Here is a 17,365-nt window from a genome sequence, read left to right as displayed (position 1 = left end):
TCTTCACTCTGCCAGGCGTTGGCCAGGTTTGAATCTGACGCATACAACACCGAAGTAACTAGCTTGGCCGGACAGGTGCTGTTTTGACGGAGATCGGCGCCTGCAGCCACCACCCCAATCGGGGTGGAGGTTGCCCTTCCCCTCCTAGGAAGCACGCTGCCAACCTATCTGCGCATCGAAGCCATGCTTTCGACCCCACGATCAAAAGCTCTGGACTACATTTGATCAATCTATTGCCTGAGTACGCATAGGTCTGAGCATGTTGATTCTGCAGGAGCAGCCAGGAGAAGGCACCATCGCATCAGCGTTGAGCAGCCACGGCTATCTTTTCCTCAAGACATGGCAGCCTGAGGCTTCAACCCTCGAACTGGCATGCAGCATCGGCCCTATCACCGATCTGGAGAAAATTGCTGCCGCGTACAAGCTCGGCAGCATCCAGACCTTAAAGCCGCGTGAAAGCGACGAATCCAGTCCTCACAGTTACAGTGCCGTGTACGGGCTCAACGCCTTCCCCCTACACACGGATTACGCTCACTGGGGAACCCCTCCTCGCTTCCTCATGCTTCGCTGCCGACTTGGCGACCCTTCAGTCACCACCTGTCTCCTGCCGTGGTCATACTTAGCCGAACAAGCCAGTCACATCATTAACCGCGCGATTGTGGCTCCACGTCGAAAGCATCCGGCACAAGCAATCTGCCCCCTTGCGGTTCGATATCGCAAAGACGGCCAGGTTGGGTTCAGATGGGACTCCCTTTTCCTGAGGCCACTTAATCAGGCCGCAGAAGCATTAGCTGACGTTTTGCAGGCCAGGGCCAGGATAGATCGCATTGCAATAGCTTTATCCGATCCTGGGGACACCTTGATTATTGACAACTGGCACATGCTGCATGGCCGCTCCGAGGTACCGCAACGAGCACTGAAGCGCCACATTGAGCGCATCTACCTGTCCAGCTTATGGGAATTGAAATGACAGCACCTGAAGAATCGCCGTGGTCTAAAGAAGCGCTCATGCTTAAAGCACAGCTGTACGCTGAGGAGATGGGGCGCTTTCCAGCGAACGACTGGAGGTTTGGCCTGTTCTCTTCACTCAGCCTTGAATTTCTCGCTCGGGCAGCACTGTCCAACTTCTCACCAGTGCTTCTCGCAGACCAGCAAAGCTGGCGAAACATCATGTATGCGCTGGGCAGAGAGGCTACTAGCAAAAAGTTTTCCGCCACGTCGATAGGCACCAAGGAGGTTCTGGTGCGCTTGAAGGAACTCCTGCCCTCCTTTACTGAGGAGATCGCCGGATTCTGTTCCAAACATGTAGAACGACGAAATATCGAGCTCCACACTGGCGAAGCTGCTTTCTTAGAAGCAGCAACGTCCGAGTGGCTTCCTAGGTTCTATCGCGCCTGCAGTGTCCTCCTCCAATCGATGGATCTTCCCTTGCAAGACCTGGTACCAGACGCGGGCAAGGCTCAAGAAATGATCGCCTCCCTGGAAGATGCAGCTGCTAGAGCGGTCGAGCAGGATATAAAGGCGCACGCAAAGGTATGGAGCAACACCGCCGAGAAGGATAGGAAGACCCTAACCGAGCAAGCAACAACATGGGCTGCCAGGCAATCCGGCCACAGAGAGAAATGCCCAGCTTGTCACTCCCCTGGGTTGCTGAACGGTGATCCAATTGGAACCGTCGACACGTCAATCGGGGATGACGAGGTGATTCAGCGTCAGAGCATGCTGCCCTCCACGTTCGAATGTGTTGCTTGCCGACTTAAGATCAGCGGGTTCTCCAAGCTTTCAGCATGCGGAATGGGCAACGTTTTCACCGAGACCTCAACCTACACGGCTGCTGAGTATTTCAACCTCTACACAGAGGACGATCTTGAGGACGCTAGGCGTGAGGGCCATGACTATGAGATGGACAACAACGAGTGAGGGTAATCTACGAACTGGCACTCAATTGCACCCAGCACCACCGCAGGGCTTATGGGCGCTTGATAAATCACTGGAGCGCAAAGCATTGAGCATCATCCACTAAGCGTTTGCCGATACCTCCCAATCGGAAGCGAAACGGGTATGCTTTGGGTCTTGGCAGAATACTTGGGGTGGGCGGTGCCGAATCAAGACGAACAACTTCAGCAGGCAGCTGATCACATTGAAAAATTGAAACAGGCTGAAGTAGCGTGGACACCGGATGATTTGACTGTGCGCCAGAGCATCGCGAATCCAACTAGCCTTTCTGCGTTATCGTTAATGATAAACTCCCGCTCAAAAAGCATAGAGTCACTTAGTGAGCTAGTTGAGTCCAGACTTCTAAACCTCTGTTTTTCTTCATCTAACTTCTTCATCGAAGAAATACAGAGATCAGCGCTAGCGTCGATACTAAAACACTACTCACCGAAATCAGGAGTTACACGCACCGACTTTCAGAGATCAGCTGCCCGCGCCATAAGAAATACTGTGAACCAAAACACTAACACCAACCTATTTAATGCATTCCTAGCTAAACAGCGAGAGATTGAAGCAACCTTACCATTCAACTTCTCCTCACTTAAATTTCAAAATCTCACTGATAAGCTTGCGAAAATCCAAGCAATTGATTACTGCAAAGAAATAACAAGGCAAGTGCTCGATATTGATGAGCCATCAGTGCTGAGGGCCATCGAAAACTCCAGGCCTGATGAACTTTCTAAACTGTTCGAAGAATATCAGGATGCCGTCGAGGGCGACGGAGCCATTGAGTCGCCGACCGCTTTCGTTAACCGGCCAGTTAACGGAGCCTTGATACATGCAGAAATCATCGATGCACTCGAAGGCAAGAAGAATCGCAAGCCGCTTTCGCCTGCCGCGTTCCTCCTGCTCTGCTACATTCTTGGCTTCCTTACCGGCACGATGACACTCATAAGCCAGTGGAAGGACTTCAAGGAGGGTCTGTGTGAGCTCAACGACCTCACGCTTCAGTCAGAGTCTACTGCAGAGGCCCAAAGGTGGGTTCGTTCCTCGATGTGCCATATGCCTAAAAGCGCCAAAGCGCGTGTGAGGCTCGTGGCCAGGGACAACGTAAACCTTCGCTACTCGCCAAGCATGAAGGCCGAGGTAATCATGCCTTTGAAGCAGTATGCCGTGCTGGAGGTTGTAGACTCGACCGATAAGACTTGGCTCGAGGTCATTTACAAGCACGAGGACATTGAGATTCAGGGCTGGGTATCTAGGAGCATGGTGAAGACCGTCCAGTAATGCATCGAACAAAAGGAGCTGTTTTCGAGTAGCCACCCACGCTCAAACCGTTTGTGACTGAAAGATTCGAACAGATCGTTGAGAGAGCACTCGCCAAGCGCTGACTAACGAGCGCTACTACTCAGGCTATGATCTGTCGAAGCTACGCCACTAGCGTGGTGTTTCGCAAGTAACACTCATATTTTGGTCTAGGCTTTCAGCATCAGAAATGCCGTGGAGCAACGATATGAAAACCGGCCGACCTGCTGCCCCGATTGAGTTGAGCGACGAAGAAAACCTCGAACTGCTTCGTCGCTCCCTACAGCGTAAAGGCCCTGCTGAATCGCGCATTCGGGCCGAAATCATCTTGGCGTGCGCAGCGACTCAGTCGGCTGCGACTCGATGGCTTAAATGATGAACATCGTTCAGGCCGGCCTCGCAGCATTACCGATGAACAAGTACAAGCCGTGGTCAATCAGGCAATGCAATCCAAACCCGAAGATGCCAGTCACTGGAGCACTCGCTCGATGAGTCAGGCAACCGGGATTTCTCCAGCCAGCGTCATGCGGATATGGCATGCCTTCGGCCTTAAGCCTCACCTGGAAAAGACTTTCAAGCTTTCGACCGATCCGCTGTTCGTCGACAAGGTGCACGACATTGTCGGGCTCTATCTCAACCCGCCTGAAAAGGCCCTGGTGCTCTGTATCGACGAGAAAAGCCAGATTCAGGCGCTGAACCGTACCCAGCCAGGCTTACCTCTTGCCCCGGGCAAACCCGTCACTCGTACCCACGACTACAAACGCCACGGAACCACATCGTTGTTCGCGGCGCTGGATATCGCTACGGATGAAGTCATCGGAAGATTGAAGCGCCGCCATCGAAGCACCGAGTTTCTCTCGTTCCTCAAAGAGGTGGACGCCAACGTACCAGAGGACATGCCAGTTCATTTGGTAATGGACAACTACGCGACACACAAGACCGACAAAGTGAAAGCGTGGTTGGCAGCGCATCCGCGCTACCAAGTGCATTTCACGCCTACTTCGGCATCCTGGTTGAATCTGGTGGAGCGCTTCTTTTCTCGACGCTGAGCGAGAAGTGGATCAAGCGCCAGGCACATACCAACGTGAAAAATCTGGAGGAGTCTATTGAGTACTACCTGTCCGCTCATAACGCCAACCCTCGACCCTTTCGCTGGCATCGAAAGGCCGATGACATCTTGGCGAGCGTCGGCCGTGCAGCCGAGGCGCTAAGCCGAAAAATATGAGTGTTACTTGCGAAACACCACACTAGACCATACAGACAAACGCATCACTGCAACGGTATATCGGAGAATAGGGGACCGTACTACCTGCTCAACAACCTTTTATAATTTTAAAAATCGAGCTCCATATTAGCCCTGATCTCCACCTTCAGTTTTCCTAGGAGAAAAACCAGCATTACTAGTTAAGTCTCGCAACGTACCAGCGTGGCGTTCCTCATGCTCTGATCTCGATATCACAATATCTGCTGGGACGAGCGATAACACTACGGTCCATAATTGCCACAGCGTCAAAATAGCTAGCGAACCATATGATAAAGAACGCATAATCTCAACATGCGAAACTAAAAAATCAAACCGTTTCAACAGCGGAGCAATGATTCCAATCAACAATACCGAACAAAGTATTGCAGTTGAATGAACAATGGGCGTGAGAAGTCGAGACATCCCTCCACCATTACTTGGCTTGGGGGTAGTAGCTTTGCGAAAGGAGAGTTTTAATCGATCCGGATAGATGATCGCCAACCAAGCCCCGACTACAGCAAAGATAATAGAGGCTGTAGCTCGCAGAGCTTCAAACAAAGGCCACTGGTCTTTGAAAGGCACCCCACTACCTTGCCAGAATGCAAGCATAACTATAGCAAGGGAGAGGACTAGAGCGACAGCCTTGATAATCACCTTCAGTCACCTCATAAGGTTAAGTATATCCGCCCGCTGGGCACGAAGCGCTCGAAGCAGCGATTTTGGATTGACAACTTCTAGATTGTTACGTTCAATATCAAAACTGAAACTGCTACGAGCGATCGCGTGACTCAGCCAATGCGGAGAGCTCTGACCACTAAGAACAAACCCATAGTCATCCCATTCAGTTTCATGATCTTCGGTCCAAGCCTCGATGATGCTTTGAACCTCATCGCGATCCATTCGCGCCTTCACTTCATATTTGAAGTTCACTTCATCAGGAAGGTTCTGCGCATAGCGAAGTGTCGCCATCCTGTACGCTTTTTGCCAAAAAGCCAACTCTTCGGGACGGTTTAGCTGTAGGCTTGTCTTCCTAATAACCTTACGGATCAAGTGTGCACTTTCAAGGAGCAGATTATGCTCTCCAGCTTTTTTCAATATCTGCGTCCGAAATCTTGGATATACATCGTTTCGTACAGGATCGTTCACTCCGCGACGGTAACCAAGTATTTGCAAATCCGCATCAGCATCCGGGTCAGTAAACACCACTGATGATGAATAATGCCCAAGGTACGCTTCCATGTATTCCTGCATAGGTTTTTGCCCCGTGATTAGGTGCTGAAACCGAATACTGGCGAATGCACCTTCTTCTGGAACAAACCAAAAATATGTCGCGAACCCAGGGATCCCTCCCTCAGGAATATCATTCATGACAACTTGCGCATTACCCACTGCCGAGTTACCCATCGCAGCTGCAACCTTCCCCTGGGTAGCCGGCGTTTGATTCCACATAGTGACCAGCCAATCCTGCCGGTCTGCAGTGATGTCCATCAAATAGACCGGCAGGAAATCCGATCCTTCAGCGGGCTCAAAGGTCTTAGTCACAGCGAGGCTCTTGCCTTGACTCCACCCTGACAACTCCTGGAGCAATGAGGCCGAGCTACCAAATTCTGGGTGTTCAGTTTCACCCCGCTTGTAAAAGCCGGTTTGATTAATTTTGTAAAATGTGATCTGTGCCTGCTCTAACGCCACTGCGCCGCTCCTGTGCTCAGCAAAATGATAACTACATCGGCAATCCCCGAGGAGGATACACCTGAGGGCATCATGGCATCAAAGTGCCGTCAAAAGGTGCCCTATCGTCGCCCGCGAACGGACAGCCCTGACGGTGCGTAATTGGAGTGAAGCGGAAATGATCCGAAAAATGCGGAAACGAGTAAGCGCCCAGCGAGGTTGAAACGGGGACTTATGAAAACGCAAAAAGCCCTGATTAATCAGGGCTTTAGTGCAGAAAATATGGCGGAAGCGTAGAGATTCGAACTCTAGGATAGTTGCCCATCGACGGTTTTCAAGACCGTTGCCTTAAACCACTCGGCCACGCTTCCACTTTGTCATGCGGGCGCCATCATACCGAAATGAAACACGCTGTCAAACTCTCTACGTGGCTGCTTTCCAAGGGTCTGATATGATCTTTGCAACTCAACGTTTCAAACCCCACAGGAGTGTCGCCATGCGCGAACAGGATTATGCCGTCCACCACGGCCTGCAGGCCGATCAGCAGGAAGTCAGCAAGGTCCTGCGCAACACCTACGGCCTGCTGGCCCTGACCCTGGCTTTCAGTGCCGTCATGGCCTATGTCGCACAGCAGATGCGCGTCGGTTACCCGAACATCTTCGTCGTACTGATCGGTTTCTACGGTCTGTTCTTCCTCACCGCCAAGCTGCGTGATTCGGCCTGGGGCCTGGTCTCCACCTTCGCCCTGACCGGCTTCATGGGCTTCCTGCTTGGCCCGATCCTCAACCGCTACCTGGGCATGGCCGGTGGTGCCGAAGTCGTCAGCTCGGCCTTCGCCATGACCGCACTGGTCTTCGGTGGGCTGTCGGCCTACGTGCTGATCACCCGCAAGGACATGAGCTTCCTCAGCGGTTTCATCACCGCTGGCTTCTTCGTCCTGCTGGGTGCCGTGGTCGCGAGCTTCTTCTTCCAGATCAGCGGCCTGCAACTGGCGATCAGCGCCGGCTTCGTACTGTTCTCGTCGGTCTGCATCCTCTTCCAGACCAGCCAGATCATCCACGGCGGCGAGCGTAACTACATCATGGCGACCATCAGCCTGTATGTATCGATCTACAACCTGTTCGTCAGCCTGCTGCAACTGTTCGGCATCATGAGCTCGGACGACTGATCCAGGTGCTGAATTGAAAAAGCCCGCTTCGGCGGGCTTTTTTATGCCTCTGAATAGGCGACCCTGGTTTGCGAAATTGCGATGGCGAGGCTACTACCTCAATCGCGGGTGAACCCGCTCCCACAAGGTCCGCGTCGCACTTCAGCCCTGCTCTCCCCGCCCCCGAATACACTCCGCAAACACCGCCTCCCGCAAATACGCCACATTCAACCGCGTCCACGGCGTAACCCCCTTCTGATCCATCTGGAAGATCGCACCTGGCGCCAGCATCACGCCCCTGCCCTGCACCTCCCGGGTCAGTTGCGCCGAATCCTCGATCCCCGGAAACCGCGCCCACAGGTACAGACTCTGCTGCGGCCGACAGAACACCTCCGCCCCCAGCTCATCCAGCACCTGCAAACCGCCCTCGGTAGCCTCCCGCACCCGGTCCTGCAAACGCATCAGGTGCCGCAGAAAATGCCCTTCGCCAAGGATCACGTCCGCCGTACGTTCGCACAGCTCCGAGCAACTGGTGTGCAGCATCATCTGCAGATCCGCCAGCTCATCGATGATGTCCTTGCTGCCAGCGATATACCCCACCCGCAACGCCGCCGAGACCGACTTGGAAAAACTGCCGATGTACAGCGAACGGCGCAGTTGGTCCAGCGCCGCGACCTTGAGCGCGGAGCTGGGCTTGAAGTCCGCCAGGGCATCATCCTCCACCAGCAACAGGTCGTGCCGCTCGGCCAGTTGCAGCAAGCGATGGGCCTTGGCCGGCGAGATATCCGAGCCGGTGGGGTTGTGACAGACCGACTGGACGAAGAACAACCGCGGCCGCTCCCGCTGCAACAGCGCTTCGAGGGCATCCATGTCCGGCCCGTCGGGCAGGCGCGGGACACTGAGCATCCGCGCGCCCTGCATCTGCAACTTGCCGAACAACGGGTAGTAACCAGGGTTCTCCACCAGTACCGCATCCCCGGGCACCACGAAGCGGCGGATGATCAGGTCCAGCGCATGATTGGCACCATGGGTGGTGACGATCTGCCGCGGCGTAGCGCTGATCGCGTAGCTGGCCAGCTTGCGCACCAGGCTCTGGCGCAACGCCGGGTTGCCCAGGCGGTTGCCGTAGCGGAACAGGTTGCCGGCCCCGCTGCGCATCACCTGGCGGGTGAATTTGTCCAGACGCATGTCCTGCAGCCAGGCCACCGGCGCAAAACCCTCGCCCAACGGCGCCACCCCCGGCTCGCGCACGAACTGCTGGCGCATCATCCAGATGGTGTCCATGGCCCTGGTGTAGGGCGGCGTTTCATCCGCTTCGGCAGCCTGCACCAGCACGCCGACGAAGAAGCCCTGCCCGTGCCGCGCCTCCACCAGGCCCTTGGAGGCAAGGATCTCGTAGGCGGTGATCACGGTGTTCTTCGAGTGCCCGTGCAGGCGCATGTATTCGCGCAGCGACGGCAGGCGGTCACCGGCCTTGAGCACCCCGGCACGGATCTGCTGCTCCACCGAATCGGCGACCTGCTGGGCAAGGGTGACACGGACCATCGGCACGCTCCTGGGCTGTCATGGGTACAGTCTGGGTACTGTTGGGCAAAACTGTACCTTTATCCAAGGGCACAGTGGCTGCACATTTAGCACCACGCCGGCGCCGCGCTCAAGCCGTCGCCCCAACAACAATGACTCCACAGGAGCCCCCATGAGCCTCGACTCCCGCCTGCCCGATTTCCGCAACCTCTCCCCCGCTGCCCGTCTCGACCATATCGGCCGCCTGCTCGGCCTGAGCGGCGATGACGTCGCCCTGCTGGCCGACGCCGGCGCCCTGCCGATGGAGATCGCCAACGGCATGATCGAAAACGTCATCGGCAAGTTCGAACTGCCCTATGCCGTGGCCAGCAACTTCCAGATCAATGGCAAGGACGTGCTGGTGCCACTGGTGGTGGAAGAACCCTCGATCGTCGCCGCTGCCTCCTACATGGCCAAGCTGGCCCGGGCCAACGGCGGTTTCGTGACCTCCAGCAGCGCCCCGCTGATGCGCGCCCAGGTACAGATCGTCGGTGTCGCCGATCCGCTCAATGCGCGCCTGAGCCTGCTGCGGCGCAAGGACGAGATCATCGAGCTGGCCAACCGCAAGGACCAGTTGCTCAACCGCCTCGGCGGCGGCTGCCGCGATATCGAGGTGCACACCTTCGCCGACACCCCGCGCGGCCCGATGCTGGTGGCCCACCTGATCGTCGATGTGCGCGATGCCATGGGCGCCAACACCGTCAACACCATGGCCGAGGCCGTGGCGCCGCTGATGGAGGAGATCACCGGCGGCAAGGTGCGCCTGCGCATCCTCTCCAACCTGGCCGACCTGCGCCTGGCCCGGGCCCAGGTGCGGATCACCCCGGAGCAACTGAAGTCCGCCGAGTTCAGCGGCGAAGCGGTGATCGAGGGCATCCTCGACGCCTATTCCTTCGCCGCCGTTGACCCCTACCGCGCCGCGACCCATAACAAAGGCATCATGAACGGCATCGACCCGCTGATCGTCGCCACCGGCAACGACTGGCGCGCGGTCGAGGCCGGAGCCCACGCCTACGCCTGCCGCAGCGGTCACTACGGCTCCCTGACCACTTGGGAAAAGGACGGCAACGGCCATCTGGTCGGCACCCTGGAAATGCCGATGCCGGTGGGCCTGGTCGGCGGCGCGACCAAGACCCATCCGCTGGCGCAACTGTCGCTGCGCATCCTCGGGGTCAAGACTGCCCAGGACCTGGCCGAGATCGCCGTGGCCGTGGGCCTGGCGCAGAACCTCGGGGCGATGCGCGCCCTGGCGACCGAAGGCATCCAGCGTGGTCATATGGCCCTGCACGCGCGCAACATCGCCGTAGTGGCCGGTGCCCGTGGCGACGAGGTGGACTGGGTCGCCCGGCAACTGGTGCAGGACCACGACGTGCGCGCCGACCGTGCCGTCGAGCTGCTGAAACAGAAGCGCGGCGAATGACCATGCAGGTCAGGATCTTCGAGGTAGGCCCGCGGGACGGTTTGCAGAACGAGCCACGGCATCTGTCGGTGGACACCCGCCTGGCCCTGATCGGCAAGCTGGCAGCCACCGGCCTGCGGCATATCGAGGGCGGCGCCTTCGTGTCGCCGCGCTGGGTACCGCAGATGGCCGACAGCGAGGCGCTGTTCCAGCGTCTGCCGGAGGACGACGGGGTCAACTACTCCGCCCTGGTGCCCAACGGCCAAGGCCTCGACGCCGCGCTGCGCGCGGGATGCCGGGAGGTAGCGGTGTTCGCCGCCGCCTCCGAGGCGTTTTCGCGCAACAACATCAATTGCTCCATCGATGAGAGCTTCGAGCGCTTCACCCCAGTGCTGCAAGCTGCCAAAGCTGCGGGTGTCCGGGTGCGCGGCTATGTATCCTGCGTGCTCGGCTGCCCGTTCAGCGGTGCAGTGGCGCCAGACGCCGTAGCAGCGGTAGCGCGGCGCCTGCATGCACTGGGCTGCTACGAGATCAGCCTGGGCGACACCATCGGCGCAGGACGCCCGGACGAGACCGCCCGCCTGATCGAGCACTGCGCCCGCGAGCTGCCGGTCGAAGCCCTGGCCGGGCATTTCCATGACACCTGGGGCATGGCCATCGCCAATGTCCACGCTGCGCTGTCGCAGGGAGTACGCACCTTCGACAGCTCGGTCGCCAGCCTCGGTGGCTGCCCCTACTCCCCCGGCGCCAGCGGCAACGTGGCGACCGAGGACGTGCTCTACCTGCTGCATGGCATGGGGTTCGAGACCGGCGTGGACCTGGACGCAGTGGCCCGGGTCGGCACCTGGATCAGTGCGGAGCTGGGCATCGCCAATCGCTCCCGCGCAGGCAGGGCCCTGGCGGCAAGGAGCGCAGAACACCGCTGAATCCGATCCTGGCTCCCGAACAAAAACAACAAGCCCGCAAGGGCAGGAGAATTCCGATGACACTTGAATGCCGCCTGCACCCCCGCACCACGGAGGTGAACCATGGCTGACGACAACCTCTACGAAGTCTGGGGCGACACCGTGGACAGCCACCACCTGGTCGCTTCCATCGCCATCGGCGCCGCGTGCAGCCTGGGCATCTTCTTCCTCGCCGAGCACCTGCTGACCGACTGGGTCGAGTCCGCGCAGATGGCCCGCGCCTACGCCATGCTCCTCGGCATCCTCGGCTCGCTGCTGGGCGGTGGCGTCAGCGCCTGCCTGTTCAAGCCCAAGCGCCATGTGGTGGAACACGTCGCCGACCCGGCGTGGCGCCAGCAGGTGATCGAAGAGCTGCGCAGCGAATACGGCGGTATCGGGCAACTCTCCGAACTGCCGCCGGAAGTCCGCGCCGAGCTGCGCGAGCTGGGCCTGGAGCAGTTGTTCGATGAAGCCGAACCGGCCAGCCCGACCCGCACCGTCACCGCCCCGGCAGCCCTGAAGGGAGGTACCGCCTGATGGAAGCCCTGTTCGACCAGATCCTGATGGCCGCCCTGATGGGCGTGATCGGTGCGGTGGTGTTTTCCGCCATCGGCCTGATCTCCGGCAGCGACGAGACCACCACCCTGGCCCCGCTGACCCTGCTGGTGGTGCTGCTCGGCGTTCCTGCCGCCGGAGTCTTCACCTTCTTCCTCGCCGGCGCCGTGGCCAAGCACATGACTCACGCCGTGCCCACCGCCCTGCTCGGCATCCCCGGCGACACCATGGCCACGCCGCTGATGCGCGAGGCGAACTTCCTGCGCAACCTCGGCGTGCCACATATCGCCCTGCGCAAGATGATCTCCGGGGCGGTGATCGCCGCACTGGTGGCCGTACCGCTGGCAGTGCTGTTCGCCGTGCTGCTGGCGCCGTTCGGCGACGGGATCAAGCAGGCGGCGCCCTGGGTGTTCCTCGCCGCCGCGACCACCATCGCCTGGTTCTCGGCCGGCCGCTGGGCCTCGGTCCTGGCACTGCTGCCCTTCGTGCTGGTGATCATCGCCCTGCAGACCTTCACTGGCCAGCATGGGGTCAAGCTCAGCGTCAGCTACTTCCTCGGCATCGCCATCGGCCCGCTGATCGCCGCCTTGTTCGCCATGCTTGCCCCGGCCGAACGGGCGCGGATGAAGCGCAGCGAACCGCGGACCTTCTCCCTGTCGCCGGACGTGAAAAGCTGGGGCGGCTGGTTCCCCAACCCACTGAAAGTCCTCGACCGCCGCCAGGCCGGCTGGACCCTGGCCACCGCCACGGTGTCCAGCGCCACCTTCGTCTTCAGCCCGGTGGCGATGACGGTGATTCTCGGTGAAGTGGTCGGCGCGCGCATCAAGCACGCCTACCACCGCCTGACCTCGGTGATCAGCGTGCGCAACGGGGTGACCGAGTCCACCTATATCGCCGAGGCGCTGATCCCGCTGATCGCCTTCGGCCTGCCCCTGAGCCCGGTGGCCGCCGGCCCGGCCGCGCCGCTGTTCAACGCCCCGCCGCGCTTTACCGTGGACAGCGCCACTGGCCAGGTGAACAACCTGCACAACCTGCTCAGCGCCGGGGAGTTCCTTGCCTTCGGCATGCTCGCGGTCGTAATCGCCATCCTGATCGCCTACCCGTTCTCGATGAACTTCGCCCACCGCGCGGCTTCGTTCGTGTCGCGGCGCATCAGCCACGAGGCGGTAATCGCCACCTTCGTCGGCCTGATCCTAGTCATCGGCCTTTGGGAAGGTGGCCTGCTGGGCCTGCTGGTGATCCTTACCATCGGCCTGCTGGGCGGCTTCCTGCAGCGCTTCATCGGCTTCAACATCGGCGTGCAGTTCATGGGTTACTACACCGCCGTGCTCAGCGTGCCGGCCATCATCGCCCTGTTCGCCTGACCTGATCTCCCACCCTTCTCCCACGCAGCCCCCGGGCGGCTGCGTGGTTTCACTCGCCCGCAAGAAAGGAACAACAACAATGAATATCCTTTGCTTTCCACGCCGTCTGCCGGCGGCCTGCGCCTGCCTGCTGTTCGGCGCCGGCACTGCCCAGGCCGCCGGTTTCGTCGAAGACGCCAAGGCAGGCCTGACACTGCGCAACTTCTATATCAATCGCAACTTCGTCGATCCGGCGTACCCGCAAGGCAAGGCCGAGGAATGGACCCAGAGCTTCATCCTCGATGCCCGCTCGGGGTTCACCGAGGGCACGGTGGGCTTCGGCGTGGATGTGCTGGGGCTGTATTCGGTCAAGCTGGACGGTGGTCGCGGCACGGCCAACACGCAACTGCTGCCGCTGCATGACGACGGTCGTCCGGCGGATGATTTCGGACGTCTTGCGGTTGCCGGGAAAGCACGGATTTCCGCGACCGAACTGAAGGTCGGCGAGTGGTCGCCGATGCTTCCGGTGCTGCGCTCGGACGACGGCCGCTCGCTGCCCCAGACCTTCCAGGGCGCCCAGGTCACCTCCCGGGAAATCACCGACCTGACCCTCTACGGCGCGCGTTTCCGTGGCAACAGCCCGCGCAACGACGCGAGCATGGACGACATGTTCATGTCCGGCCGCCCCGGCGCCACCTCGGATCGCCTGGATATCGTGGGTGCCGAATACCTGTTCAACGACAAGGCGACCCTGGTCGGTGCCTGGCATTCGGACCTGCGCGACATCTACCGGCAGCAGTACTACAACCTGACCCACCGCCAGGCCGTGGGCACCTGGACCCTGGGCGCCAACCTGGGCTACTTCACCGGCAAGGACAGCGGCCGCTCGCTGGCCGGCGACATGGACAACCGCACCGCCTCGCTGCTGCTCTCGGCGCGCACGGGCGGGCACACCTTCTACCTGGGCCTGCAAAAGGTCAGTGGCGATACCGGCTGGATGCGGGTCAATGGCACGGCGGGCACCAGCCTGGCCAACGACAGCTACAACTCCAGCTATGACAACGCCCATGAGCGCTCCTGGCAGGTGCGCTATGACCATGATTTCGCGGTTGATGGATTGCCGGGGCTGCAGTTCATGACGCGCTATATCAGTGGGGATCAGGTGCAGGTCGGTAGCGTGAAGGATGGCAAGGAATGGGGACGCGAGACGGAGCTGGCCTATACCGTGCAGAGCGGTGCGCTGCGCGACCTGACGCTGAGGTGGCGCAACTCGACCTTGCGGCGGGACTTCAGCAGCAATGAGTTCGATGAGCATCGGGTGATCGTGAGTTATCCGCTTTCGCTGCTCTGACAACCAACCTGGGTTATTGCTGATGGCCCCATCGCTGGCAAGCCAGCTCCAGGGTCCGTGTGGGAGCTGGCTTGCCAGCGATAAGGCCAGGTCAGACAACACCCCTCTTCATGAATCAACATGAACAAGCCTTCATGTTCGCCCATGAACACTCCGGTAACGCGTAGCATCGCCGACCCGCTGCCCGATACACGCCCATGCCACAACCGATCCCCCTCAAGGACCACGAAAAGGAACAGCACCTGGTCAACCGCCGGCTGGTAGCCTGCGCCATCCTGGTCCTGGCCCTGGTCGCCGTACTCGTGGGCCGCCTCTATGTCCTGCAGGTGCTCCAGCACGACCAGCAGACGGCCGTTTCGGAAAACAACCGCGTCCACATCCTGCCCATCCCGCCCGAGCGCGGGCTGATCTATGACCGCAACGGCGTGGTCCTGGCCGACAACAAGCCCAGCTTCGACCTGACCATGACCCGCGAGCGCGCCGGCGATTCGGCGAAGACCCTGGACACCCTGGCGCAAGTCCTGAACCTCGGTGAAGACGACCGCCGCCAGTTCGACAAGGACCTGCGCCGCGGCCGCAAGCCTTTCGAGCCGGTCACCCTGATGGTCGGCCTGACTGAAGAGCAGATCGCCCTGATCGCCGTAAATCAGTTTCGCCTGCCGGGGCTTGAGGTGGAGCCGCAGTTCATCCGCGAATATCCCTTGGCCGAGCATTTCGCGCACTCCGTGGGCTATGTCGGACGGATCAACGAGAAAGAAGCCAAGGTCCTCGACAGCACCCAGTACCGCGGTACGCAATCGATCGGCAAGACCGGGATCGAGCGCTTCTACGAGAACGAGCTGCATGGCCAGGTTGGCTATGAAGAAGTCGAGACCAACGCTCAGGGCCGGGTGATGCGGGTGCTCAACCATAAGGACCCGGTCCCCGGAATGAACATTACCCTCAGCCTCGACGCGCATTTGCAACTGGCCGCCGAGCACGCCCTGGGCGACCGCCGGGGCGCGGTAGTGGTGCTCGACCCCGGCAACGGCGACGTGCTGGCGATGGTCAGCAACCCGAGCTTCGACCCCAACCTGTTCGTCAAGGGCATCAGCTTCAAGCAGTACGCCGCCCTGCGCGACTCCATCGACCGGCCACTGTTCAACCGTGTGCTGCGCGGACTGTATGCGCCCGGATCGACGGTCAAGCCGGAGGTCGCCATCGCCGGCCTCGACAGCGGCGTGACCACCCCGGGCAGCCGCGTGTTCGACCCGGGCTACTACGAGCTGCCCAACTACGACCACAAGTACCGCAACTGGAACCGCAGCGGCGATGGCTGGGTGGACATGTACACGGCGATCATGCGTTCCAACGACACCTACTTCTACGACCTGGCGCACAAGCTCGGCATCGATCGCCTGCACGACTACATGGCCCGCTTCGGCCTCGGCGAGAAGGTCTCGCTGGACATGTTCGAGGAAGCGCCGGGCCTGATGCCCTCGCAGCAATGGAAACGCGCCACTCGCCGCCAGGCCTGGTTCCCGGGGGAAACGTTGATCCTTGGCATTGGCCAGGGCTATATGCAGGTCACGCCGCTACAGCTGGCCCAGGCCACCAGCCTGCTGGCCAGCAAGGGCAAGTGGCACCGGCCGCACCTGGCGCTCGAAGTCGGCGACACGGCGCCGATCGACCCCAATCCCATGCCGGACATCGTGCTGCACGACAGCCATGCCTGGGACCAGGTCAACCAGGGCATGCAGATGGTCATGCACGACCCCCGCGGCATCGCCCGCGCCGCCGCCGCCGGGGCGCAATACCGCATAGCCGGCAAGAGCGGCACGGCCCAGGTGGTGGCGATCAAGCAGGGCGAACGCTACAACCGCAACAAGACTCTGGAGCGGCACCGCGACAACGCCCTGTTCGTCGGTTTCGCGCCTGCCGATCATCCCAGCGTGGTGGTGGCGGTGATGATCGAGAACGGCGAGGCCGGCGGCCGGGTGGCCGGGCCGGTGGTGCGGGAAATCATGGATGCGTGGCTACTGGACGACCAGGGGCACCTTAAACCCCAATACGCCGGCGGCCAGGGCCTGGCGCTGCATGCATCGGCACACCCCTAGATACCGTCAACCGTGCCAGCAACGGTACCAACCATCCTGCTCGGTCAGGCGCAGGTCGGTCTGGTAAAGGGCGGACAGGCGTTCGCTGGTGAGCACGTCGGCCTTGGGCCCGTCGGCGACGATGCGGCCCTTGTCCAGCAGGACCACCCGCTCGATCTCCGGAATGATCTCGTCGATATGGTGGGTGGTGATGATCATCGCGTGCTCGGCACCGCAGAAGCGCCGCATCAGCTTGAGCATGCCCAGGCTGGCGCCCATGTCCAGGCCGTTGGCCGGCTCGTCGAGGATCAGCGCGCTGGGCTGGTGGACCAAGGCGCGGGCCAGCAGCAAGCGGCGACGCTGGCCGGTGGACAGGCGCTGGAACATGGTCTGTTCATGGCCGGACATCTCTACCACGGCCAGCAATTCGCGGGCTTTCTCCAGTTGTTCGGCACTGGGTTGCAGATGGCCGTGGGCGCCGATGGAACCAAAGAAGCCGGAGACCACCACGTCCAGCGCCTGGGTGTAGGGGGTGTAGTCGTCCTGCAGGTCCTGGGAAACGAAACCGATGCGGCTGCGCAGGGCCCAGAGATTGACGGTGTCGCTGCCGAACAGGCGAAGGTGGCTGCCCTCGCGCTCCACCGGGTACAGCTCGCGGGTGATCAGCTTGAGCAGGGTGCTCTTGCCGGCGCCGTTGGGGCCGAGGATGGCGACCTTCTCGCCTTCGCCGATATGCAGGGAGAAACCTTCCAGGACTCGGGTCTGCTGCTGGAAGGCGGTGACGTTATGGATATCGATCATCAGGGGGCTCTTGACTGCCTTGTGTAACAGGAGTTT

Annotated in this window: 14 protein-coding genes, 1 tRNA gene and 1 pseudogene; 11 read left to right on the top strand and 5 right to left on the bottom strand. The window is 60.2% G+C overall.

The features are described 5' to 3' along the window. Positions 1-259: 259 nt before the first annotated feature. The 4 genes and pseudogenes from N7650_RS05515 to N7650_RS05500 all read left to right on the top strand — a co-directional run bounded on the left by N7650_RS05515 (position 260) and on the right by N7650_RS05500 (position 4,465). The gene (locus N7650_RS05515) at positions 260-970 is read left to right on the top strand and encodes a TauD/TfdA family dioxygenase (protein ID WP_170394484.1); all 711 of its coding nucleotides are present in this window, start codon (positions 260-262) and stop codon (positions 968-970) included. Then, complete coding sequence (locus tag N7650_RS05510; protein WP_279897313.1) at positions 967-1,920, top strand: hypothetical protein; 954 nt, start codon at positions 967-969, stop codon at positions 1,918-1,920. Before N7650_RS05515 ends, N7650_RS05510 begins: the two co-directional genes overlap by 4 nt. A gap of 141 nt (positions 1,921-2,061) precedes the next feature. Further along, entirely contained in the window at positions 2,062-3,222 is a 1,161-nt protein-coding gene (locus N7650_RS05505; protein ID WP_158487709.1) for an SH3 domain-containing protein, read from the top strand. Positions 3,223-3,448: 226 nt separating this feature from the next. Further along, positions 3,449-4,465: pseudogene (locus tag N7650_RS05500) on the top strand (IS630 family transposase). Between the two features lie 126 nt (positions 4,466-4,591). Here N7650_RS05500 and N7650_RS05495 read toward each other — a convergent pair. The 3 genes from N7650_RS05495 to N7650_RS05485 form a co-directional block, all read right to left on the bottom strand. Then, entirely contained in the window at positions 4,592-5,137 is a 546-nt protein-coding gene (locus N7650_RS05495; RefSeq protein WP_009397567.1) for a hypothetical protein, read from the bottom strand. A 6-nt stretch (positions 5,138-5,143) separates the two neighbouring features. Next, positions 5,144-6,172, bottom strand: coding sequence for a hypothetical protein (locus N7650_RS05490; RefSeq protein WP_009397568.1), 1,029 nt, complete (start codon positions 6,170-6,172; stop codon positions 5,144-5,146). Positions 6,173-6,434: 262 nt separating this feature from the next. After that, positions 6,435-6,522: transfer RNA gene (locus tag N7650_RS05485), tRNA-Ser, on the bottom strand. 125 nt (positions 6,523-6,647) lie between these two features. Between N7650_RS05485 and N7650_RS05480 the strand changes: the two genes are divergently transcribed. Beyond that, positions 6,648-7,319, top strand: coding sequence for a Bax inhibitor-1/YccA family protein (locus tag N7650_RS05480; protein ID WP_279897312.1), 672 nt, complete (start codon positions 6,648-6,650; stop codon positions 7,317-7,319). A gap of 141 nt (positions 7,320-7,460) precedes the next feature. On the opposite strand, the gene N7650_RS05475 is transcribed toward N7650_RS05480, so the two are convergent. Continuing rightward, on the bottom strand, positions 7,461-8,843 hold the full coding sequence (locus tag N7650_RS05475) for a PLP-dependent aminotransferase family protein (protein ID WP_279897311.1): 1,383 nt from the start codon (positions 8,841-8,843) through the stop codon (positions 7,461-7,463). Between the two features lie 151 nt (positions 8,844-8,994). On the opposite strand from N7650_RS05475, the gene N7650_RS05470 reads away from it, so the two are divergent. The 6 genes from N7650_RS05470 to mrdA all read left to right on the top strand — a co-directional run bounded on the left by N7650_RS05470 (position 8,995) and on the right by mrdA (position 16,549). After that, a complete protein-coding gene (locus N7650_RS05470; RefSeq protein WP_279897310.1) occupies positions 8,995-10,281 on the top strand; it encodes a hydroxymethylglutaryl-CoA reductase, degradative in 1,287 nt (428 codons plus the stop codon). Further along, the gene (locus tag N7650_RS05465; protein WP_279897309.1) at positions 10,278-11,186 is read left to right on the top strand and encodes a hydroxymethylglutaryl-CoA lyase; all 909 of its coding nucleotides are present in this window, start codon (positions 10,278-10,280) and stop codon (positions 11,184-11,186) included. Before N7650_RS05470 ends, N7650_RS05465 begins: the two co-directional genes overlap by 4 nt. 102 nt (positions 11,187-11,288) lie before the next feature. Further along, complete coding sequence (locus N7650_RS05460) at positions 11,289-11,741, top strand: hypothetical protein (RefSeq protein ID WP_279897308.1); 453 nt, start codon at positions 11,289-11,291, stop codon at positions 11,739-11,741. Then, entirely contained in the window at positions 11,741-13,123 is a 1,383-nt protein-coding gene (locus N7650_RS05455; protein WP_279897307.1) for a tripartite tricarboxylate transporter permease, read from the top strand. The genes N7650_RS05460 and N7650_RS05455 overlap by 1 nt, the downstream gene beginning before the upstream one ends. Before the next feature lie 79 nt (positions 13,124-13,202). Then, a complete protein-coding gene (locus N7650_RS05450; protein WP_279897306.1) occupies positions 13,203-14,453 on the top strand; it encodes an OprD family porin in 1,251 nt (416 codons plus the stop codon). Positions 14,454-14,650: 197 nt separating this feature from the next. Continuing rightward, positions 14,651-16,549: a penicillin-binding protein 2 gene (mrdA, locus tag N7650_RS05445; protein WP_279897305.1), complete on the top strand. Its 1,899-nt coding sequence runs from the start codon at positions 14,651-14,653 to the stop codon at positions 16,547-16,549. A 6-nt stretch (positions 16,550-16,555) separates the two neighbouring features. Here the strand turns inward: mrdA and N7650_RS05440 are convergent, their stop codons facing one another. Beyond that, positions 16,556-17,329 (bottom strand): ATP-binding cassette domain-containing protein, encoded by a 774-nt coding sequence (locus N7650_RS05440; protein ID WP_279897304.1) that lies wholly within the window; start codon positions 17,327-17,329, stop codon positions 16,556-16,558. Between the last annotated feature and the right edge of the window lie 36 nt (positions 17,330-17,365).

The organism is Pseudomonas sp. GD04058, assembly GCF_029836855.1.
GTDB classification, from domain to species: domain Bacteria; phylum Pseudomonadota; class Gammaproteobacteria; order Pseudomonadales; family Pseudomonadaceae; genus Aquipseudomonas; species Aquipseudomonas bharatica.
Note: the sequence above shows the minus strand (reverse complement) of the source record. Positions and strands in the feature narration are given on the sequence as shown.